We start from the raw sequence: 16,035 nt of genomic DNA, 5'->3' as shown, positions 1-16,035 counted from the left end.
ACAAGGAGCGTCTCATGCCCGTCGACCTGTCGTTTTCCGTCAAGCAAGCTCGACGCATGGCCCTGGCGGCCCAAGGGTTTTCTGGACGCCTGGGGCCTGCAACGATCAAACCCGCGCACCTCAACCGCATGATCGAGCGCCTGGGTGTGCTGCAGATCGACTCGGTCAACGCGGTGGTGCGCTCCCATTACTTGCCGCTGTTTTCCCGCTTGGGCCACTACACTCCGATGCTTCTTGAGCAGGCGGCCTGGAGCCAGGGGCGGCGGCGTTCGTTGTTCGAATACTGGGGGCATGAAGCGTCGCTGCTGCCGATGGCGTTATACCCGTTGATGCGCTGGCGCATGGCGCGGGCCCGGCAGGGGCAGGGCATCTATGCGCAGATGGCGCGCTTTGGTCGCGAGCAGCAGGCGATCATCCAGCGGGTACTGAGGACGGTCGAGCAGCAAGGCGCAGTGGGCGCGGGCAGTTTGTCGACCCGCGAGGAACGCGCCGGCCCCTGGTGGGACTGGAGTGATGAAAAACATGCGCTGGAATGGCTGTTTGCCGCGGGCCTGGTCACGGTTGCCGGTCGGCGTGGGTTTGAGCGTCTCTACGATTTACCGGAACGGGTAATCCCCGGCGACATCCTTCAAATAACCGTGGACGAAGCCGAGGCTCAGCGCGGTTTGTTGCTGCACAGCGCCACTGCACTCGGTGTCGGCACCGAAAAAGACCTGCGCGATTACTTCCGTCTCGACCCGGTCGACAGCCGCAATCGCCTGGCCGAACTGGTGGAGGACGGGCAATTGCTGACCTGTCGGGTACAAGGCTGGAAGTCTCCGGCGTACTGCCTGCCCACGCCGAAAGTACCGCGCAAGGTGCCGGCCAGCGCACTTTTGTCGCCCTTCGATTCATTGATCTGGGAACGCAGCCGTACCGAGCGCCTGTTCGATTTTCGCTACCGGTTGGAGATCTATACCCCTCAAGACAAGCGGGTGTATGGCTATTACGTGCTGCCGTTTTTGCACAACGAGCGTATTGCCGCGCGCATCGATTTGCGCGCCGAACGCGCGAACGGGCGCCTGGCGGTGCATGCGGTGCATGAAGAAGAGCCGGGACTGGACGACGAGGGCATGCTGGCGCTGGCGTCGAACCTGCGGCAAATGGCCGACTGGCTGGGATTGGAGCAGGTTCAGCTCAATTGCCAGCGGCCCAGTGCCGCCCGATTGCGGGCGGCGATGCTAAAGGCATGAGGCCGTGTGGCAAGCGCGCTTGCCACAATAGGCGCTAGCGCTTGACCTGTTTCAAGGTCTCGGCAATCAGGAACGCCAGCTCCAGCGACTGATCGGCATTCATCCGTGGGTCGCAATGGGTGTGGTAGCGGTCCGACAAGCCGTCTTCGGTAATCGGCCGCGCGCCGCCGATGCATTCGGTGACGTTCTGCCCGGTCATCTCGATATGAATCCCGCCAGCATAAGTGCCCTCGGCCTGGTGCACCTGGAAGAACTCCTTCACTTCGCCGAGGATCTGCGCGAAGTCGCGGGTCTTGTAGCCGCTGCTGGCCTTGATGGTGTTGCCATGCATCGGGTCGGAACTCCACAGCACCTGTTTGCCTTCACGCTGCACGGCGCGAATCAGGTCTGGCAGGTGGTTGCCGACTTTGCCCGCGCCCATGCGTGCGATCAGGTTCAGGCGACCGGGGTCGTTGTCCGGATTGAGGATGTCGATCAGGCGGATCAGGTCGTCGGGGTTCATGCTCGGGCCGACCTTGACCCCGATAGGGTTGTTCACCCCGCGCAGGAATTCGACGTGGGCACCGTCCAGTTGACGGGTGCGGTCGCCGATCCACAGCATGTGGGCCGAGCAGTCGTAGTAGTCGTTGGTCAGGCTGTCGCGGCGCACGAAGGCTTGTTCGTAGTTGAGCAGCAGCGCTTCGTGGGCGGTGAAGAAGCTGGTTTCGCGCAGTTGCGGCGAACTGTCCATGCCGCAGGCGCGCATGAAGGCCAGGGTTTCGTCGATGCGGTTGGCCAGTTGGCTGTACTTTTCGGCCAGGGCGGAGTTGGCGATAAAGTCCAGGTTCCACTTGTGCACTTGGTGCAGGTCGGCAAAGCCACCCTGGGCAAAGGCGCGCAACAGGTTGAGGGTGGCGGTGGACTGATGGTAGGACTGCAGCAGGCGGTCCGGGTCCGGCACACGGTTTTTTTCGTCGAAGCCAATGCCATTGACGATATCGCCACGGTAGGCGGGCAGGGTGATGCCGTCGATGGTTTCATCGTTGGCCGAGCGCGGCTTGGCGAACTGGCCGGCCATGCGTCCGACTTTGACCACCGGGCAGCCGGCGGCGAAGGTCATCACGATCGCCATCTGCAGCAGCACCTTGAAGGTGTCGCGGATTTTGGCGGCGGAGAACTCGGCAAAGCTCTCGGCGCAGTCGCCGCCTTGCAGCAGGAAGGCCCGTCCTTGAGTCACCTCGGCAAACTGACGGCGCAACTCGCGGGCTTCCCCGGCAAACACCAGCGGCGGATAGCTGGCCAGGCTCTGCTCCACCTGCAACAGGTGCGCAGCGTCCGGGTACTGGGGTTGTTGCTGGATCGGCAGGGCGCGCCAGCTGTCGGGGCTCCAGGGTTGGCTCATCGTGAACTCGATAGGGTGATTGACGGTCGGGCGCCAATGTTATCAGCAATTAGTGCGTGACCTGTTGCCGTCGGTTGGCCGACAATCGCGCCTTTGCCGTGCGGTAAACCGTTTAGGAGTAGTAATGAGCGAGGAGCGTGTCGAGCACCTGCTGGCCGAAGTCCATGATGAATTCGGCATGATCCGTGTGCTCGAAGTGGCCGATTACCGGTTTCTCGAATTCGGCGACGCCATCGAACAAAGCTGCGTATTCACCGCCGACCCGAGCTGGCTGGAGTACGACTACACCCGCGCCATGTTGATCGGCGCCTTGTGCCATGAACAGCCGGAGAGCGCGCTGTTCCTCGGCCTGGGGGCGGGCACGCTGACCCAGGCATGTCTCAAGTTCCTGCCGCTGGAAGACGTGGAGGCCATCGAGTTGCGCCCTGACGTGCCGCGCCTGGCCATCGAGTACTTGGGGTTGGACGACGATCCGCGCCTGTATATCCGCATTGGCGATGCCCTGGAACTGCTCGAAACCGCCGAAACCGCCGACCTGATTTTCGTCGACCTGTACACCGACGTCGGCCCCGGCGTCGGGCACCTGGCCTGGACGTTCCTGGAAAACTGCCAGAAGAAACTCAACCCCGGCGGCTGGCTGGTGATCAACCAGTGGGCCACCGACGACGGCAAGCCGTTGGGCGCGGCCTTGCTGCGTGGGTTGTATCACCGGCATTACTGGGAACTGCCGGTGAAGGAGGGCAATGTGATCCTCTTGGTGCCTTCGGAGTTGGATCAGACGCTGGATCATGCGGCGCTCTCTGCTCGCGCCGAAGCCTTGGCGCCGCGTTTGGGGTATTCGTTGCAACCCTTGATCAAGGCCATTCGTCCTGCGACTTGATGCCAGACGCCTACAGGCCCCTGAATATCCCGGGGCGCTTTTCGATCATGGCGCGCACGCCTTCCTTGGCGTCTTCGCTGTTGAGCAGTTTATCGACCAGCGGCGGTAACGCGGCGGCGGCAACGGCTTCGCCTTCCAGGCGCGCCAGGCGGGCGGACATCAAGGTGGCTTGAACCCCAAGCGGTGCCTGACGCGCGATGCGGGTGGCCAATTCGATGGCGCGCGGTAGCAGGTCTTCGCTGGCCATTACCTCCTGTACCAAGCCCAGGCGCAGGGCATCGTGGGCATCGAATTCGTCGCCGGTGAGCAACCAGCGCATCGCGTTGCCCCAACCGGCTATCTGATGAAAGCGTAGGGTCGCGCCGCCGAATGGAAAGATCCCACGCTGCACTTCCATTTGCGCAAAGCGCGTGTTGCTCGCACAGAGATTGATATCCGCCGCCAGCATCAACTCGATGCCGATGGTCAGGCAGTAGCCCTGGGCCGCGACGATCACCGGTTTGCTGACGCGCGGACCTGCGAACACGCCCCACGGATCGCATCCCCCCGGTGGCGGTTGCCAGCCTCCCGCCATCACACCCCTGACATTGGCCAGGTCCAGTCCAGCGGTGAAGTGGTCGCCGTGGGCGAATACCACCGCTACCCGCGCTTCGTCGTTTCGATCAAATTCGCCATACGCCAGGCTCAGCTCATTGAGCAAATCCAGGTCGAAGGCATTGCGCTTGGCTACCCGATTCAGGCCCAACAACAGGACGTGGCCCTGAAGTTCACGGCTGACGCGGCTACTGCTGGCTTGATTCATCGGGTGTGCCCTCGGGCGCGGGGAAGGGTTTCAGACCAAAGGTCTCAGTCGCTGGGTGAACCGTTTAAGTGTTTTGACCAGCAGGGCCGGGCCTTTGAAAAATAGACCCTGGTGCGCCGATCTGCAAAGGCGGTGATGCAGCACGGTATATCGGCGCTTTGCGATAAAAAAAGCTCCCTTTTTCAGCTATTTCCGGTATAGTGCGCGCCGGCCTTTAACCGGGCCGCGTTTAGGTAGCGCAATTCCCCGAAGTCAGCTTCGGCTGCACGTCCGCACAGCGGACTCTTCCTTGACGAATCTTTTTCATTCATTCGTTTTCGCAAATCCCCGCCGACAAAGCAGCCAGGGCGACTCTTGAGTCTCAACACGGCATGCGCAGCTTTGGAGCATGGGTCTTTGCGGATGCACTTAGAGGCAGACCCATGACCCAGGAAACCGGCGGCTTCGCCGCTTTTAATCTTAACCCGAACATTCTTGCTGCCGTCATTGCGACCGGCTACGAAGAACCTTCGGCGATTCAGCAGCAATCGATCCCGATCATCATGGCCGGCCATGACATGATTGGCCAGGCGCAAACCGGTACAGGTAAAACCGCCGCGTTCGCCCTGCCTATCCTGCACTGCATCGATCCTGCCAAGCGCGAACCGCAAGCCCTGATCCTGGCGCCAACCCGTGAGTTGGCGCTGCAAGTAGCAACCGCTTTTGAAACCTACGCCAAGCAAATGCCAGGCGTAACCGTTGTAGCCGTCTACGGCGGCGCACCGATGGGCCCGCAACTCAAGGCTATCCGTAATGGCGCACAGATCGTTGTGGCCACCCCGGGTCGTCTGTGCGACCACCTGCGTCGTGACGAGAAAGTCCTGTCGACCGTGAACCACCTGGTTCTGGACGAAGCTGACGAAATGTTGAAGCTGGGCTTCATGGATGACCTGGAAGTCATCTTCAAGGCGCTGCCACCGACCCGTCAGACCGTCCTGTTCTCGGCCACCCTGCCACAGTCGATCCGTGCCATTGCCGAACGCCACCTGCGCGATCCGCAACACGTGAAGATCCAGACCAAGACTCAGACCGTTACCGCGATCGAACAGGCTCACCTGTTGGTTCACGCTGACCAGAAGACCTCGGCTGTATTGAGCCTGCTGGAAGTCGAAGACTTCGACGCGCTGATCATGTTCGTGCGTACCAAGCAAGCGACCCTGGACCTGGCCAGTGCCCTGGAAGCCAAAGGCTACAAAGCCGCTGCGCTGAACGGTGACATCGCCCAGAACCAGCGTGAGCGTGTGATCGACTCCCTCAAGGATGGCCGCCTGGACATCGTTGTGGCGACCGACGTAGCCGCCCGTGGTCTCGACGTTCCGCGTATCACCCACGTGTTCAACGTTGACATGCCTTACGATCCAGAGTCCTACGTTCACCGTATCGGTCGTACCGGCCGTGCCGGTCGCGAAGGTCGCGCATTGCTGCTGGTGACTCCGCGTGAGCGTCGCATGCTGCAAGTGATCGAGCGTGTAACCGGTCAGAAAGTCGCGGAAGTCCGCCTGCCGGATGCCCAGGCCGTTCTCGATGCGCGCATCAAGAAACTGACCAACAGCCTGTCGCCGCTGGTGGCTGACGCTGAATCGACCCACGGCGACCTGCTGGACCGCCTGACCGCCGATATCGGCTGCACCCCGCGCGCTCTGGCTGCCGCCCTGTTGCGCAAGGCCACCAATGGTCAGGCCCTGACCCTGGCAGCCATCGAAAAAGAACGTCCACTGGTACCGAACAGCGCGCCACGCGGTGATCGTCCAGAGCGTTCCGGCGACCGTCCAGAGCGTAGTGATCGTGAGCGTCGCGCTCCGGTGCCGTTGGCTGAAGGCCGTGCTCGTTGCCGTACCGCGCTGGGTGCGCGTGATGGTATCGCTGCCAAGAACCTGCTGGGCGCTATCCTCAACGAGGGTGGTTTGGCACGCGAAGCCATTGGTCGCATCCAGGTCCGTGACAGCTTCTCCCTGGTGGAGCTGCCGGAAGACGGTCTGGAAAAACTGCTGACCAAGCTGAAAGACACTCGCGTTGCCGGTAAGCAGTTGAAGCTGCGTCGCTACCGCGAAGATTGATCCGCCCCTGGGCTGATTGATCGCACATAAAAAATCCCCGACTGGTTCGGGGATTTTTTTTGCCTGCTGCCAGGGGAAAAACCGGCGTTAGCCGAACCGGTAGATGTCCATGCCCAGCGCGCCCATGGTAAAGCCCTGGTGCGCCACGCTGAATTCGCCACCGGCGCCGCGTGCAAAGTACAGCGGCAGCAAATGCTCATCGCTGGGATGGCTGCGCACGGCATTCGGCGCTTGGCGGCGATAGTCATGCAAGGCGATTTCATCATTGGCCGCCAGCTTGGCCACCATCCAGTCGCGGAAGTCCCTGGCCCAAGGTTCGATGCTCTCGGGGCCGGCATGCCAGTCAAGTTCACCCAGGTTGTGGGTGATGCTGCCAGAACCGATCAACAGCACGCCTTGCTCGCGCAGACTGGCCAGGGCGTGCCCGACTCGTGTCTGCAGGGCAGGGCCCATGCGGGTAGGCAAGGAAACCTGCACCACCGGGATGTCCGCCGCCGGGTACATCAGTGACAGCGGCACCCAGGCACCGTGGTCAAACGGGCGCTTTTCGTCGATGCGCGCATTCAAGCCATCGGCGCGCAGCAGATCGACGATTTCACCTGCCAGTTGCGGGTCGCCCGGCGCAGGGTACTGCACGGCAAACAATTCACGGGGGAAGCCGCCGAAGTCGTGCCAGGTTTCGGGGGCGGCGCTGCCGGTGACGAGTAGTTCCTGGCTTTCCCAGTGCGCCGATATCACCACGATCGCCTTCGGCCTTGGCAGTTCCGCGGCAAGGCGCGCAAGTGCCGGGCCACTGGCGCCGGGTTGCAGGGCGAGCATGGGCGAACCATGGGAGATAAACAGGCTGGGGAGCATAAATAGGGTCCTTGGCGTTAACATGAGCCCATCTTCAATCGGATCATTGATCTAAATCTAATATAAGTTTTAGCACCTTATGATCGAATTTTCAGGGTGATTCATGGAACCTAAGTTTTGGCAGGCGCGCTGGGCGCGTAATCAGATCGGCTTTCACTTGCCAGAGGTCAATCCCTACTTGCTCCGGCACTGGCCGCAACTGGCACTGGTCGACGGTGCCAAGGTGCTGGTGCCTTTGTGTGGCAAGAGCCTGGACCTGATGTGGCTGGCCAGCCGTGGCTTTCAGGTAATGGGCGTAGAGCTGTCGGAGCAGGCGGTCGAGGCCTTCTTCAGTGAACAGAACCTGACGCCGCGTATCAGCAGCCAAGGCGCGTTCAAGGTGTATCGGAGCGACGGGATCGAGATATGGTGCGGCGACTTCTTCGCGCTCGATGCTGACGCCGTGGCCGATTGCCGTGCGTTTTACGACCGCGCTGCACTGATTGCCTTGCCACCTTTGATGCGCGAGCAGTACGCGGCACATTTGCACACGCTCCTGCGTCCGGGCTGCCAAGGGTTGCTGATCACCCTTGACTATGACCAGACACAAAAAGCCGGTCCGCCGTTTGCCGTGACGGACGATGAAGTGAAGGTGTTGTTCGGATCGCATTGGGCCTTGGCGGCGCTGGAAGAGCAAGACATCCTGGGAGACAGTTGGAAGTTTGTGCAGGACGGCGTCACGCGGCTTGTCGAGCGCGCTTATCGGCTTACCAGGGTGTAAAACGCGCCCACAAAAAAGGGGCGATTGGATCGCCCCTTCGTTGCAGTGCCGGCTGTCAGCCCCGACGACGCAGTGCGTCGATGCGTTCTTCCAGCGGCGGGTGGCTCATGAACATACGCGCCAGGCCCTGCTTGATACCGCCGTTGATGCCGAAGGCGGTCAGGCTGTCCGGCATATGCACCGGCAGGCCCTGTTCGGAGCGCAGGTGTTGCAGCGCTGCGATCATCGCTCCGGTACCGGCCAGGCGGGCGCCGGCTTCGTCCGCGCGAAATTCGCGTTTGCGCGAGAACCACATCACGATCGCGCTGGCCAGGAAGCCCAGTACCACTTCAGCGAAGATGGTTGCCACGAAGTAGGCAATGCCGCGGCCTTCTTCGTTCTTGAAGATCACTTTGTCGACGAAGTTACCGATGATCCGCGCGAAGAACATCACGAAGGTGTTCACCACACCCTGGACCAGTGCCAGGGTGACCATGTCACCGTTGGCCACGTGGCCGATCTCGTGAGCCAGCACCGCTTTCACTTCATCGTACGAGAAGCGTTCCAGCATGCCCTGGCTCACCGCAACGAGTGCGTCATTCTTGTTCCAGCCGGTGGCAAAGGCGTTGGCTTCATAAGCGGGGAAAATCCCGACCTCAGGCATCTTGATACCGGCCTCGCGGGACAACTGCTCGACGGTCTGCAGCAACCATTGCTCATGTCGGGTGCGTGGCTGAGTGATGACCTGGGTACTGGTGCTCATCTTCGCCATCCACTTGGAGATGAACAGCGAAAACAGTGAGCCGGCAAAACCAAAGACCGCACAGAAGATCAGCAGCTGATTGAGGTTCAGGTCAACCCCGTTGGCCGCCATGAACCCGTTGAAGCCGAAAAGGCTCAGGGTAATGCTGGCAATCAGCACGACCGCCAGGTTAGTGGCCAAGAACAGCAGGATGCGCATCATGGTTGTAGGGTTCTCCTCATGCTTAATATGTCGCGTACTGCGGGGTATATAAGGTGCGGCATGGGGTGATTCAACCGAGCGACTATTTCAAACTGTGTCCTACAGCCAGAATGAAGTGCCTTGAAGGGATTTTCCGACTCGCAAGAAGCGGTTTGATCACCCTGCCCATTGCCGTGAAACCCTCTGATTATAGGGGCCAGATGGCCGGCTGGGGAGCCGGCATGTGCCGCTAAGGCCCAGGGGCAGAGAAGTGTTGCCAGATAATCGCTGTACGATCGAATGTCGGTCGTACAGCACAATATTTATGACTGGCGATAGGATTTGAGGAAGTTGCCGATGCGACCAATGGCCATGTCCAGGTCATCCACACGCGGCAAGGTCACCACGCGGAAGTGATCCGGCCACGGCCAGTTGAACGCAGTGCCCTGGACCACCAGCAGTTTTTCCGACAGCAGCAGGTCGAGCACGAACTTCTCGTCGTTGAGGATCGGGCAGACTTTCGGGTCGATGCGTGGGAAAGCGTACAACGCGCCCATCGGCTTCACGCAGCTAACGCCAGGAATATCGTTGAGCAGTTCCCAGGTGCGGTTGCGTTGCTCCAGCAGGCGGCCTTGAGGCAACACCAGGTCGTTGATGCTCTGGTAGCCACCCAGGGCGGTCTGGATCGCGTGCTGGCTCGGTACGTTGGCACACAGGCGCATATTGGCCAGGATGTCGAGGCCTTCGATGTAGCTCTGGGCGTTGTGCTTGGGCCCGGAGATGGCGATCCAGCCAGAACGGAAACCCGCCACGCGGTAGGATTTTGACAAGCCGTTGAAGGTCAGGCACAGCAGGTCTGGCGCCAGGGAGCCGGTGCAGATGTGGACGGCGTCGTCGTAGAGAATCTTGTCGTAGATCTCGTCGGAGAACACCACCAGGTTGTGCTGGCGTGCCAGTTCGAGCATGCCCAGCAGCACTTCCTTGGAATACACGGCGCCGGTCGGGTTGTTCGGGTTGATGATCACCAGGGCCTTGGTGTTGGGGGTGATCTTGGCCTTGATGTCGGCCAGGTCCGGGAACCAGTCGGCGCCTTCGTCACAGAGGTAGTGCACCGGGTGGCCGCCGGCCAGGGTCACGGCAGCGGTCCACAATGGATAGTCAGGTGCCGGCACCAGCACTTCGTCGCCATTGTTCAGCAAGGCCTGCATGGACATCACGATCAGCTCGGACACGCCGTTGCCCAGGTAGATGTCTTCGATACCGACACCTTCGACCTGCTTCTGCTGGTAGTACTGCATCACCGCCTTGCGCGCGCTGAACAAACCCTTGGAGTCGCTGTAGCCCTGGGCAGTGGGCAGGTTGCGGATCACGTCCTGGAGGATTTCGTCCGGTGCTTCGAAACCAAAGGGCGCCGGGTTGCCAATGTTCAGCTTGAGGATGCGATGACCTTCCTCTTCCAGGCGTTTGGCGTGCTTGAGCACTGGGCCGCGAATGTCGTAGCAGACGTTGGCGAGCTTATTCGATTTGCTGACCTGCATGGCGATGTGATCCTGAAAATGAACGATCCAGACGGTGCGGAGCCTACCGTGCTGAGAAGCCTGCGTCGGTCGCACCCATAAATACGTTTGAATGCCGCTAACGCGGGTGCCAGACTGGCGGATTGAAGAGGCGCAATCATACGTGCCGCCTGATCCCTGGAAAAGACACAGATCAGGGTTTTTCAGTTACCGAGGTGTACTGATGGAAAAGCTGCAAAAAACCATTGATGAATGGAAAGCGATGCTCGATCCGGAGCAATACAACGTTTGCCGTCTGAAGGGCACCGAACGGCCGTTTTCCGGCAAGTACAATGCCACCAATACCGACGGCGTGTATCACTGCATCTGCTGCAATGAACCGCTGTTCGACTCCACCACCAAATTCGATTCCGGCTGCGGCTGGCCCAGCTTCTACGCACCGATCGCCGAAAACGCGATGATCGAGATCCGCGACATCAGCCACGGCATGATCCGCACCGAAGTCACCTGTGCCAAATGCGATGCGCACCTGGGGCATGTGTTCCCGGACGGCCCGCCGCCGACCGGCCTGCGTTACTGCATCAATTCGGTGTGCCTGGATCTGGTACCGCGCTAGAAAGACGTGCCGTGGTGATGAGGGGGATCGTTCACCGGCGCCAACGACTGCTGCGCAGTCGAGCGGGAGCAAGCACCCTCGTCACAGCAGCAGTCATCGGCTGATGGCGCGTTATCAATGCGATCAATTCAATTGTGTGCAATTGAATTGATCGCTATTTTTCATTTCGTCCCCACTTTCCGAGAGGCACCGCCATGAGCGATACCCTGCTGAGCATCCCTTGCACCACCATCAAGGGTGAGCAAAAGACCTTGGCCGATTTCGCCGGCAAGGCCGTCCTGGTGGTCAATACCGCCAGCAAGTGTGGCTTCACCCCGCAGTACAAGGGCTTGGAGCAGCTCTGGCAGCAATACAAGGACCGCGGCCTGGTGGTGCTGGGCTTTCCCTGCAACCAGTTCGGCAAGCAGGAGCCGGGTAACGAAGGAGCGATTTTCGAATTCTGCGAGCTGAACTACGGCGTCAGCTTCCCACTGTTCAAGAAGATCGACGTTAACGGCGCCGATGCCCACCCGCTGTTCGTGCAACTGAAAAAACAGGCGCCGGGCCTGCTGGGCTCCAAGGGCATCAAGTGGAACTTCACCAAGTTCCTCATCGGTCGCGACGGCCAGGTGGTCAAGCGCTTTGCCCCCACCACCAAGCCCCAGGACCTGACTCAAGAGATTGAAGCCCTGCTCAAATGACCGACCTGTCCAGCGTGTCCCTGGCCCTCGACGACCAGCTGTGTTTCAAGCTCTATGCAGCGTCGCGGGCTGTGACCCGTGCCTATAAGCCGATGCTGGATCGGTTGGGCCTGACTTACCCGCAATACGTGGTGATGCTGGTGCTGTGGGAATGGCATGCCGTTGCTCCGGCCCAGCCCACGGTCAAGGCCTTGGGCGAGCGCCTGATGCTCGACTCGGGCACGCTGACGCCATTGCTCAAGCGTCTTGAACAACTCGCGCTGGTGAGGCGCCAGCGCGGTGTCAGGGACGAGCGCGAGGTGCATTTGAGTCTGAGCGAAGCCGGCGTGCACCTGCGCGAGCAGGCCCATGGCCTCAAGACCCGGCTGTTGTGCGACAGCGGTATCGACTTGAACCAGGCCGACGCCTTGCGTGACGGCCTGGACCAGTTGCTGCGGCAGATCAAAGACTCGTCGTCGTTGGCACCCACAGATCCAGCAGGCTGCTGAGTTCTTCGCGGCGAAACGGTTTGGCCAGGTAGTCGTTCATGCCCGCGGCCCGGCATCGTTCGCGTTCTTCGGACAAGGCATTGGCGGTCAATGCGACGATCGGCAGGTCCGGCCAACGCCCGCTGCGACGAATTTGCCGGCTGGCTTCGTAGCCGTCCATCACCGGCATGTTGCAGTCCATCAACACCATATCGAAGCGTTGTTCTTCCAGGAATTTGAGCGCCTCGCCACCATGGGCCGCCACGATCACTTCACAGCCCAGTTTGCTCAGCATGCCCTTGGCCACCAGTTGGTTGACCGGGTTGTCTTCCACCAGCAGGATGCGCGCGCGGTGAACCAGAGGCGCAGCGTCTAGCTGGATGGGGTCGAGGATCAGTGGGGCATCGCTGCGCAAGTTGCGTTGCAGGATCTGGTACAGCGCATTACGGCTCAACGGGCGCGCCTGTTGCTGCAATGGCGCGAGCGCCGCGACCTCTTCGCCGGGCATGAAATTGCCATAAGCGGTCACCAGCAGGATCGGTGCGGTCATGGTGGGGCGCAAGCGGAACAGGCATTCCGGGCAATCGCTGATTACCAGGTCTGGGGTTTGGCCGCTCAAATCCTCGTCTTGTCCGTAGCAGCGTGGTATCAGCCCCCAATGGGGCAGCAGGGTGGTGAGCAGCTCGGTCAGGCCGCTGCCGGCGCTGGTGATGGCGATCACCTCACCTTTGAGCGGCGGCTGTTGCGTGGCGGGTAAATGCACAGGCAGCGGCAGGTCGGCGCAGAACTGGCTGCCAAAGCCGACTTCCGAGCTGATGCTCAGACGGCCGTTCATCGCTTCGCACAGATTGCGCGTCAGCGCCAAGCCCAGTCCAGTACCGCCGAATTGACGGGTGATACCCGCGCCAGCCTGGGTGAAGGGCTGGAAGATTTTCACCTGGGCTTCCTGCGCAATACCGATACCGGTATCGCACACTTCGATACGCACTCTGCCGTTCAAGGCGCTCAGGCGCACGTCCACTCTGCCGAAGCGGGTGAACTTCAAGGCGTTGGACAGCAAGTTACTGACGATCTGCCGCACGCGGGTGGGGTCGCCGAGTACCTGGGCGGGAAACAGCGGGTCGATCAGGCATGTCAGTTCGACGCTGGGCGCGGCGTTCTGCGACAGCAGGTTGGCGGTGTCCTCCACCAGCGAACCGAGGTCGAACGGGATCGACTCAAGCTCGAGCTGGCCGGCGTCGAACTTGGACAGGTCGAGGATATCGTTGAGCAACTCCACCAGCACCTTGCCCGAGTCATGGGCGATGGACAGTTGCTGGCGCTGTTCGGCGGTCAACGGGCTGTCCAGCGACAGCGCGATCATCCCCAGCAGGCCGTTGAGCGGGGTGCGGATCTCATGGCTCATGTTCGCCAGGAACGCTGCCCGGGCCTGGGCCATGCCCAGTGCGGTCATCTTCGCCGCTTCGAGTTCTTCGTTGGACTGGCTCAGCCGTTGGTTACTGGCCTTGAGCTCAAGGGTGCGGGCCGAGACGATGTCTTCCAGTTGGCCCAGGTATTCGGTCAGCCGGTCCTCGGCATGACGACGTTGCTGGATTTCGGTCTCCATGTTTTCAAATTGCTGGTTGGCGACGTTTACCAGCACGCCGATTTCGTCATGTTCGTGCCCGGGCGGGCAGTCCAGGCGTGCCTGCTTGCGGTTGCTCAATTCACGAATAATGCGCACCAGCGGTTGGGTCAGCATCGTGTAGAACAGGCCCAGCAGGATGCCGGTCAGCAGCAGACTGCGAACAAACCCATTGAGCAGGGTAATCTCGGCGCGGCGCAGGAAGCGGCTGCCAAAGGCGTAGGTGTCCACATCCAGGCGCAGCACGCCAAGGGATTCGGTGGGCATGTGCCCCAGAAACAACCGGTCTTCAAATTGGCGGTTGGCGCCAAACAGGAAGTCGCTGATGGGCCGGTAGGGGCTTTCCTTGCGCGGCCGTTCTACATCAGCCAGCACCAGGCCGTTGTTGTCGATCAACTGGGCGTGAATGATCGCGGGAGAGTGCAGCAGGCCCTGGGCCAGTTCCTGGGCGAGTTCGGCGTCGATGTTGTAGGCGATGCGCGACGCGGGGTTATGGCTGATTTCGATCAGCGAGCGAATTTCACGGTTGATGGATGCGTCTTCGCTGGCATAATCAATGCCGATTTGGATCAGGCTGAGCAAGGTTCCCAAGACGAAACCGACCAGCACAGTCAATCTGGCTTGTTTATAAGACAAGCGGTGGGCGAACTTGATATCCATCGAGCATTGAACCACTTCACGTTTCCCTTCGCCCGGCAAGCATAGCTGAACATCCACAGGCTCTGGCTTGCCCGACATGTATCGTTGTTTACGCGGCCTCGTGCGATCTGCCGCAGGGTTGCCAATACGCCATCTTTTGCAAAAACTTGCCAGAGGAATAATCGTGGATTCTCGATTGAATGCCTTTCTTGAGCGGGCCGACGCCGTACTCGCACGTCTTGAGCCCTTGTTGCCTAGGCCACGCCACGCCATCGACTGGAGCCAATGCCTGGCCGCCCGCTGGCAGCGCGAAGGCCGCAGTGGTTTCCTGTTGCCGCTGGAGGTCAGCCTGGACATGCGCCTGTCCGACCTGATCGGCGTGGACAAGCAGCGTGAAACACTGGCGCGCAACACCCAACAGTTCCTCGACGGCCTGCCCGCCAACCATGCGTTGCTCTGGGGTTCGCGTGGCACCGGCAAATCATCCATGGTGCGCGCCTTGCTCGCCCAACATGCCAAGGCCGGCTTGCGCCTGATCGAAATCGAGCGCGATCACCTCGCCGACCTGCCGCGCGTGGTCGAACAGCTGCTCAAGCTGCCGCAGCGTTTTATCCTGTTTTGCGACGACCTGTCATTCGAGGCTGGCGAAGGCGATTACCGTGTGCTCAAGAGCGTGCTGGACGGCTCCCTGGAACAGGCCCCGGAAAACGTGCTGCTGTATGCCACGTCGAACCGCCGCCATCTGGTACCGGAAAACCAGAGCGACAACGACAACTGGAAGCGCGTGGACGGTGAACTGCACCCGAGTGAAGCCGTGGAAGACAAAATTGCCTTATCCGACCGTTTCGGCTTATGGCTGTCGTTCTACCCATTCACTCAGGAGCATTTCCTGGATGTGGTGGAGCACTGGATCGGCGAGCTGGCGAACAAGGCCGGTTTGCAGTGGCAGCGCGATGAAGCGCTCGACATCCTTGCCGTACGCTGGGCCACCGGGCGCGGCAACCGCAACGGTCGTTGCGCGTATCAATTCGCCCGTTACTGGGTGGGCCTCAAATTGCTGAAGCGTCAACCATGATTGATCTACAACACGCCGGCACCGGCCTCGATGGCTATGCCATGCTTTGCGCGCAGCTGGAGTCGCTGCTGGCCGACGAGCGCGATTTCATCGCTAACAGTGCCCAGTTTTCTGCCTTTCTGTTCAACCAGATGGATGACCTGAACTGGGCCGGCTTTTACCTCAATCGCAATGAAGAGCTGGTGCTGGGCCCGTTCCAGGGGCAGATCGCGTGTGTGCGTATTCCGTTTGGCCGTGGGGTGTGCGGTGCCGCTGCGGCGACACGCCAGACCCAGCGAGTGGAAGATGTGCACGCGTTCCCTGGGCATATCGCCTGTGACAGCGCGTCCAACAGTGAGCTGGTGGTGCCGTTGGTCAAGAACGGCCAGTTGATTGGCGTCCTTGACCTCGACAGCCCGTCGCTGGCCCGCTTTACCCTGCAGGACCAGGCGGGCATTGAACAGCTTGCGGCGATTTTCCTGCGGTTGACCGACTGCTGACGCAACAGGG

15 protein-coding genes are annotated in these 16,035 nt (G+C 60.8%); 9 read left to right on the top strand and 6 right to left on the bottom strand.

The genetic code is table 11. The features are described from left to right. The first annotated feature begins 14 nt into the window (after positions 1-14). Entirely contained in the window at positions 15-1,232 is a 1,218-nt protein-coding gene (locus ACLH0J_RS25195) for a winged helix-turn-helix domain-containing protein (RefSeq protein ID WP_411389538.1), read from the top strand. Positions 1,233-1,266: 34 nt separating this feature from the next. Here ACLH0J_RS25195 and ACLH0J_RS25190 read toward each other — a convergent pair whose 3' ends face one another. Further along, positions 1,267-2,613, bottom strand: a complete 1,347-nt coding sequence (locus ACLH0J_RS25190; protein ID WP_411389537.1) for a class II 3-deoxy-7-phosphoheptulonate synthase — start codon at positions 2,611-2,613, stop codon at positions 1,267-1,269. Between the two features lie 124 nt (positions 2,614-2,737). On the opposite strand from ACLH0J_RS25190, the gene ACLH0J_RS25185 reads away from it, so the two are divergent. Beyond that, positions 2,738-3,493 (top strand): spermidine synthase, encoded by a 756-nt coding sequence (locus ACLH0J_RS25185; protein ID WP_411389536.1) that lies wholly within the window; start codon positions 2,738-2,740, stop codon positions 3,491-3,493. 10 nt (positions 3,494-3,503) lie between these two features. On the opposite strand, the gene ACLH0J_RS25180 is transcribed toward ACLH0J_RS25185, so the two are convergent. After that, a complete protein-coding gene (locus tag ACLH0J_RS25180) occupies positions 3,504-4,295 on the bottom strand; it encodes a crotonase/enoyl-CoA hydratase family protein (RefSeq protein ID WP_411389535.1) in 792 nt (263 codons plus the stop codon). A gap of 422 nt (positions 4,296-4,717) precedes the next feature. Between ACLH0J_RS25180 and ACLH0J_RS25175 the strand changes: the two genes are divergently transcribed. After that, entirely contained in the window at positions 4,718-6,391 is a 1,674-nt protein-coding gene (locus ACLH0J_RS25175; protein WP_411389534.1) for a DEAD/DEAH box helicase, read from the top strand. An 87-nt stretch (positions 6,392-6,478) separates the two neighbouring features. Here the strand turns inward: ACLH0J_RS25175 and ACLH0J_RS25170 are convergent, their stop codons facing one another. Then, the gene (locus ACLH0J_RS25170; RefSeq protein WP_411389533.1) at positions 6,479-7,246 is read right to left on the bottom strand and encodes a DODA-type extradiol aromatic ring-opening family dioxygenase; all 768 of its coding nucleotides are present in this window, start codon (positions 7,244-7,246) and stop codon (positions 6,479-6,481) included. A gap of 103 nt (positions 7,247-7,349) precedes the next feature. On the opposite strand from ACLH0J_RS25170, the gene ACLH0J_RS25165 reads away from it, so the two are divergent. Further along, positions 7,350-8,006 (top strand): thiopurine S-methyltransferase, encoded by a 657-nt coding sequence (locus ACLH0J_RS25165; protein ID WP_411389532.1) that lies wholly within the window; start codon positions 7,350-7,352, stop codon positions 8,004-8,006. A gap of 55 nt (positions 8,007-8,061) precedes the next feature. On the opposite strand, the gene htpX is transcribed toward ACLH0J_RS25165, so the two are convergent. Together htpX and ACLH0J_RS25155 are read right to left on the bottom strand one after the other, a co-directional pair. Continuing rightward, on the bottom strand, positions 8,062-8,949 hold the full coding sequence (gene htpX / locus ACLH0J_RS25160) for a protease HtpX (RefSeq protein ID WP_024074236.1): 888 nt from the start codon (positions 8,947-8,949) through the stop codon (positions 8,062-8,064). Positions 8,950-9,251: 302 nt separating this feature from the next. Continuing rightward, positions 9,252-10,466, bottom strand: coding sequence for a pyridoxal phosphate-dependent aminotransferase (locus tag ACLH0J_RS25155; protein WP_411389531.1), 1,215 nt, complete (start codon positions 10,464-10,466; stop codon positions 9,252-9,254). Positions 10,467-10,668: 202 nt separating this feature from the next. Between ACLH0J_RS25155 and msrB the strand changes: the two genes are divergently transcribed. The 3 genes from msrB to ACLH0J_RS25140 all read left to right on the top strand — a co-directional run bounded on the left by msrB (position 10,669) and on the right by ACLH0J_RS25140 (position 12,229). Then, a complete protein-coding gene (msrB, locus tag ACLH0J_RS25150) occupies positions 10,669-11,061 on the top strand; it encodes a peptide-methionine (R)-S-oxide reductase MsrB (protein WP_411389530.1) in 393 nt (130 codons plus the stop codon). Between the two features lie 194 nt (positions 11,062-11,255). Then, positions 11,256-11,741, top strand: coding sequence for a glutathione peroxidase (locus ACLH0J_RS25145; RefSeq protein WP_411389529.1), 486 nt, complete (start codon positions 11,256-11,258; stop codon positions 11,739-11,741). Next, positions 11,738-12,229 carry a MarR family winged helix-turn-helix transcriptional regulator gene (locus tag ACLH0J_RS25140; protein WP_411389528.1) on the top strand — a complete coding sequence of 164 codons (492 nt, stop codon included), beginning with the start codon at positions 11,738-11,740 and terminating at the stop codon, positions 12,227-12,229. The genes ACLH0J_RS25145 and ACLH0J_RS25140 overlap by 4 nt, the downstream gene beginning before the upstream one ends. Here ACLH0J_RS25140 and ACLH0J_RS25135 read toward each other — a convergent pair. Then, positions 12,183-14,492, bottom strand: a complete 2,310-nt coding sequence (locus tag ACLH0J_RS25135) for a response regulator (protein WP_411389527.1) — start codon at positions 14,490-14,492, stop codon at positions 12,183-12,185. The two genes, ACLH0J_RS25140 and ACLH0J_RS25135, sit on opposite strands and share 47 nt — an antisense overlap. A 163-nt stretch (positions 14,493-14,655) precedes the next feature. Between ACLH0J_RS25135 and ACLH0J_RS25130 the strand changes: the two genes are divergently transcribed. Together ACLH0J_RS25130 and ACLH0J_RS25125 are read left to right on the top strand one after the other, a co-directional pair. Continuing rightward, positions 14,656-15,546, top strand: a complete 891-nt coding sequence (locus ACLH0J_RS25130; RefSeq protein ID WP_411389526.1) for an ATP-binding protein — start codon at positions 14,656-14,658, stop codon at positions 15,544-15,546. Next, positions 15,543-16,025, top strand: a complete 483-nt coding sequence (locus tag ACLH0J_RS25125) for a GAF domain-containing protein (protein ID WP_411389525.1) — start codon at positions 15,543-15,545, stop codon at positions 16,023-16,025. Before ACLH0J_RS25130 ends, ACLH0J_RS25125 begins: the two co-directional genes overlap by 4 nt. Positions 16,026-16,035: the final 10 nt, after the last annotated feature.

It is taken from the genome of Pseudomonas sp. MPB23 (assembly GCF_046605395.1).
Lineage (GTDB): Bacteria > Pseudomonadota > Gammaproteobacteria > Pseudomonadales > Pseudomonadaceae > Aquipseudomonas.
Note: the sequence above shows the minus strand (reverse complement) of the source record. Positions and strands in the feature narration are given on the sequence as shown.

Coding starts and splice junctions, on each gene's coding strand:
- ACLH0J_RS25195 (WP_411389538.1), top strand. CDS start 15: ATGCCCGTCGACCTGTCGTTTTCCGTCAAGCAAGCTCGACGCATGGCC.
- ACLH0J_RS25190 (WP_411389537.1), bottom strand. CDS start 2,613: ATGAGCCAACCCTGGAGCCCCGACAGCTGGCGCGCCCTGCCGATCCAG.
- ACLH0J_RS25185 (WP_411389536.1), top strand. CDS start 2,738: ATGAGCGAGGAGCGTGTCGAGCACCTGCTGGCCGAAGTCCATGATGAA.
- ACLH0J_RS25180 (WP_411389535.1), bottom strand. CDS start 4,295: ATGAATCAAGCCAGCAGTAGCCGCGTCAGCCGTGAACTTCAGGGCCAC.
- ACLH0J_RS25175 (WP_411389534.1), top strand. CDS start 4,718: ATGACCCAGGAAACCGGCGGCTTCGCCGCTTTTAATCTTAACCCGAAC.
- ACLH0J_RS25170 (WP_411389533.1), bottom strand. CDS start 7,246: ATGCTCCCCAGCCTGTTTATCTCCCATGGTTCGCCCATGCTCGCCCTG.
- ACLH0J_RS25165 (WP_411389532.1), top strand. CDS start 7,350: ATGGAACCTAAGTTTTGGCAGGCGCGCTGGGCGCGTAATCAGATCGGC.
- htpX (WP_024074236.1), bottom strand. CDS start 8,949: ATGATGCGCATCCTGCTGTTCTTGGCCACTAACCTGGCGGTCGTGCTG.
- ACLH0J_RS25155 (WP_411389531.1), bottom strand. CDS start 10,466: ATGCAGGTCAGCAAATCGAATAAGCTCGCCAACGTCTGCTACGACATT.
- msrB (WP_411389530.1), top strand. CDS start 10,669: ATGGAAAAGCTGCAAAAAACCATTGATGAATGGAAAGCGATGCTCGAT.
- ACLH0J_RS25145 (WP_411389529.1), top strand. CDS start 11,256: ATGAGCGATACCCTGCTGAGCATCCCTTGCACCACCATCAAGGGTGAG.
- ACLH0J_RS25140 (WP_411389528.1), top strand. CDS start 11,738: ATGACCGACCTGTCCAGCGTGTCCCTGGCCCTCGACGACCAGCTGTGT.
- ACLH0J_RS25135 (WP_411389527.1), bottom strand. CDS start 14,492: ATGGATATCAAGTTCGCCCACCGCTTGTCTTATAAACAAGCCAGATTG.
- ACLH0J_RS25125 (WP_411389525.1), top strand. CDS start 15,543: ATGATTGATCTACAACACGCCGGCACCGGCCTCGATGGCTATGCCATG.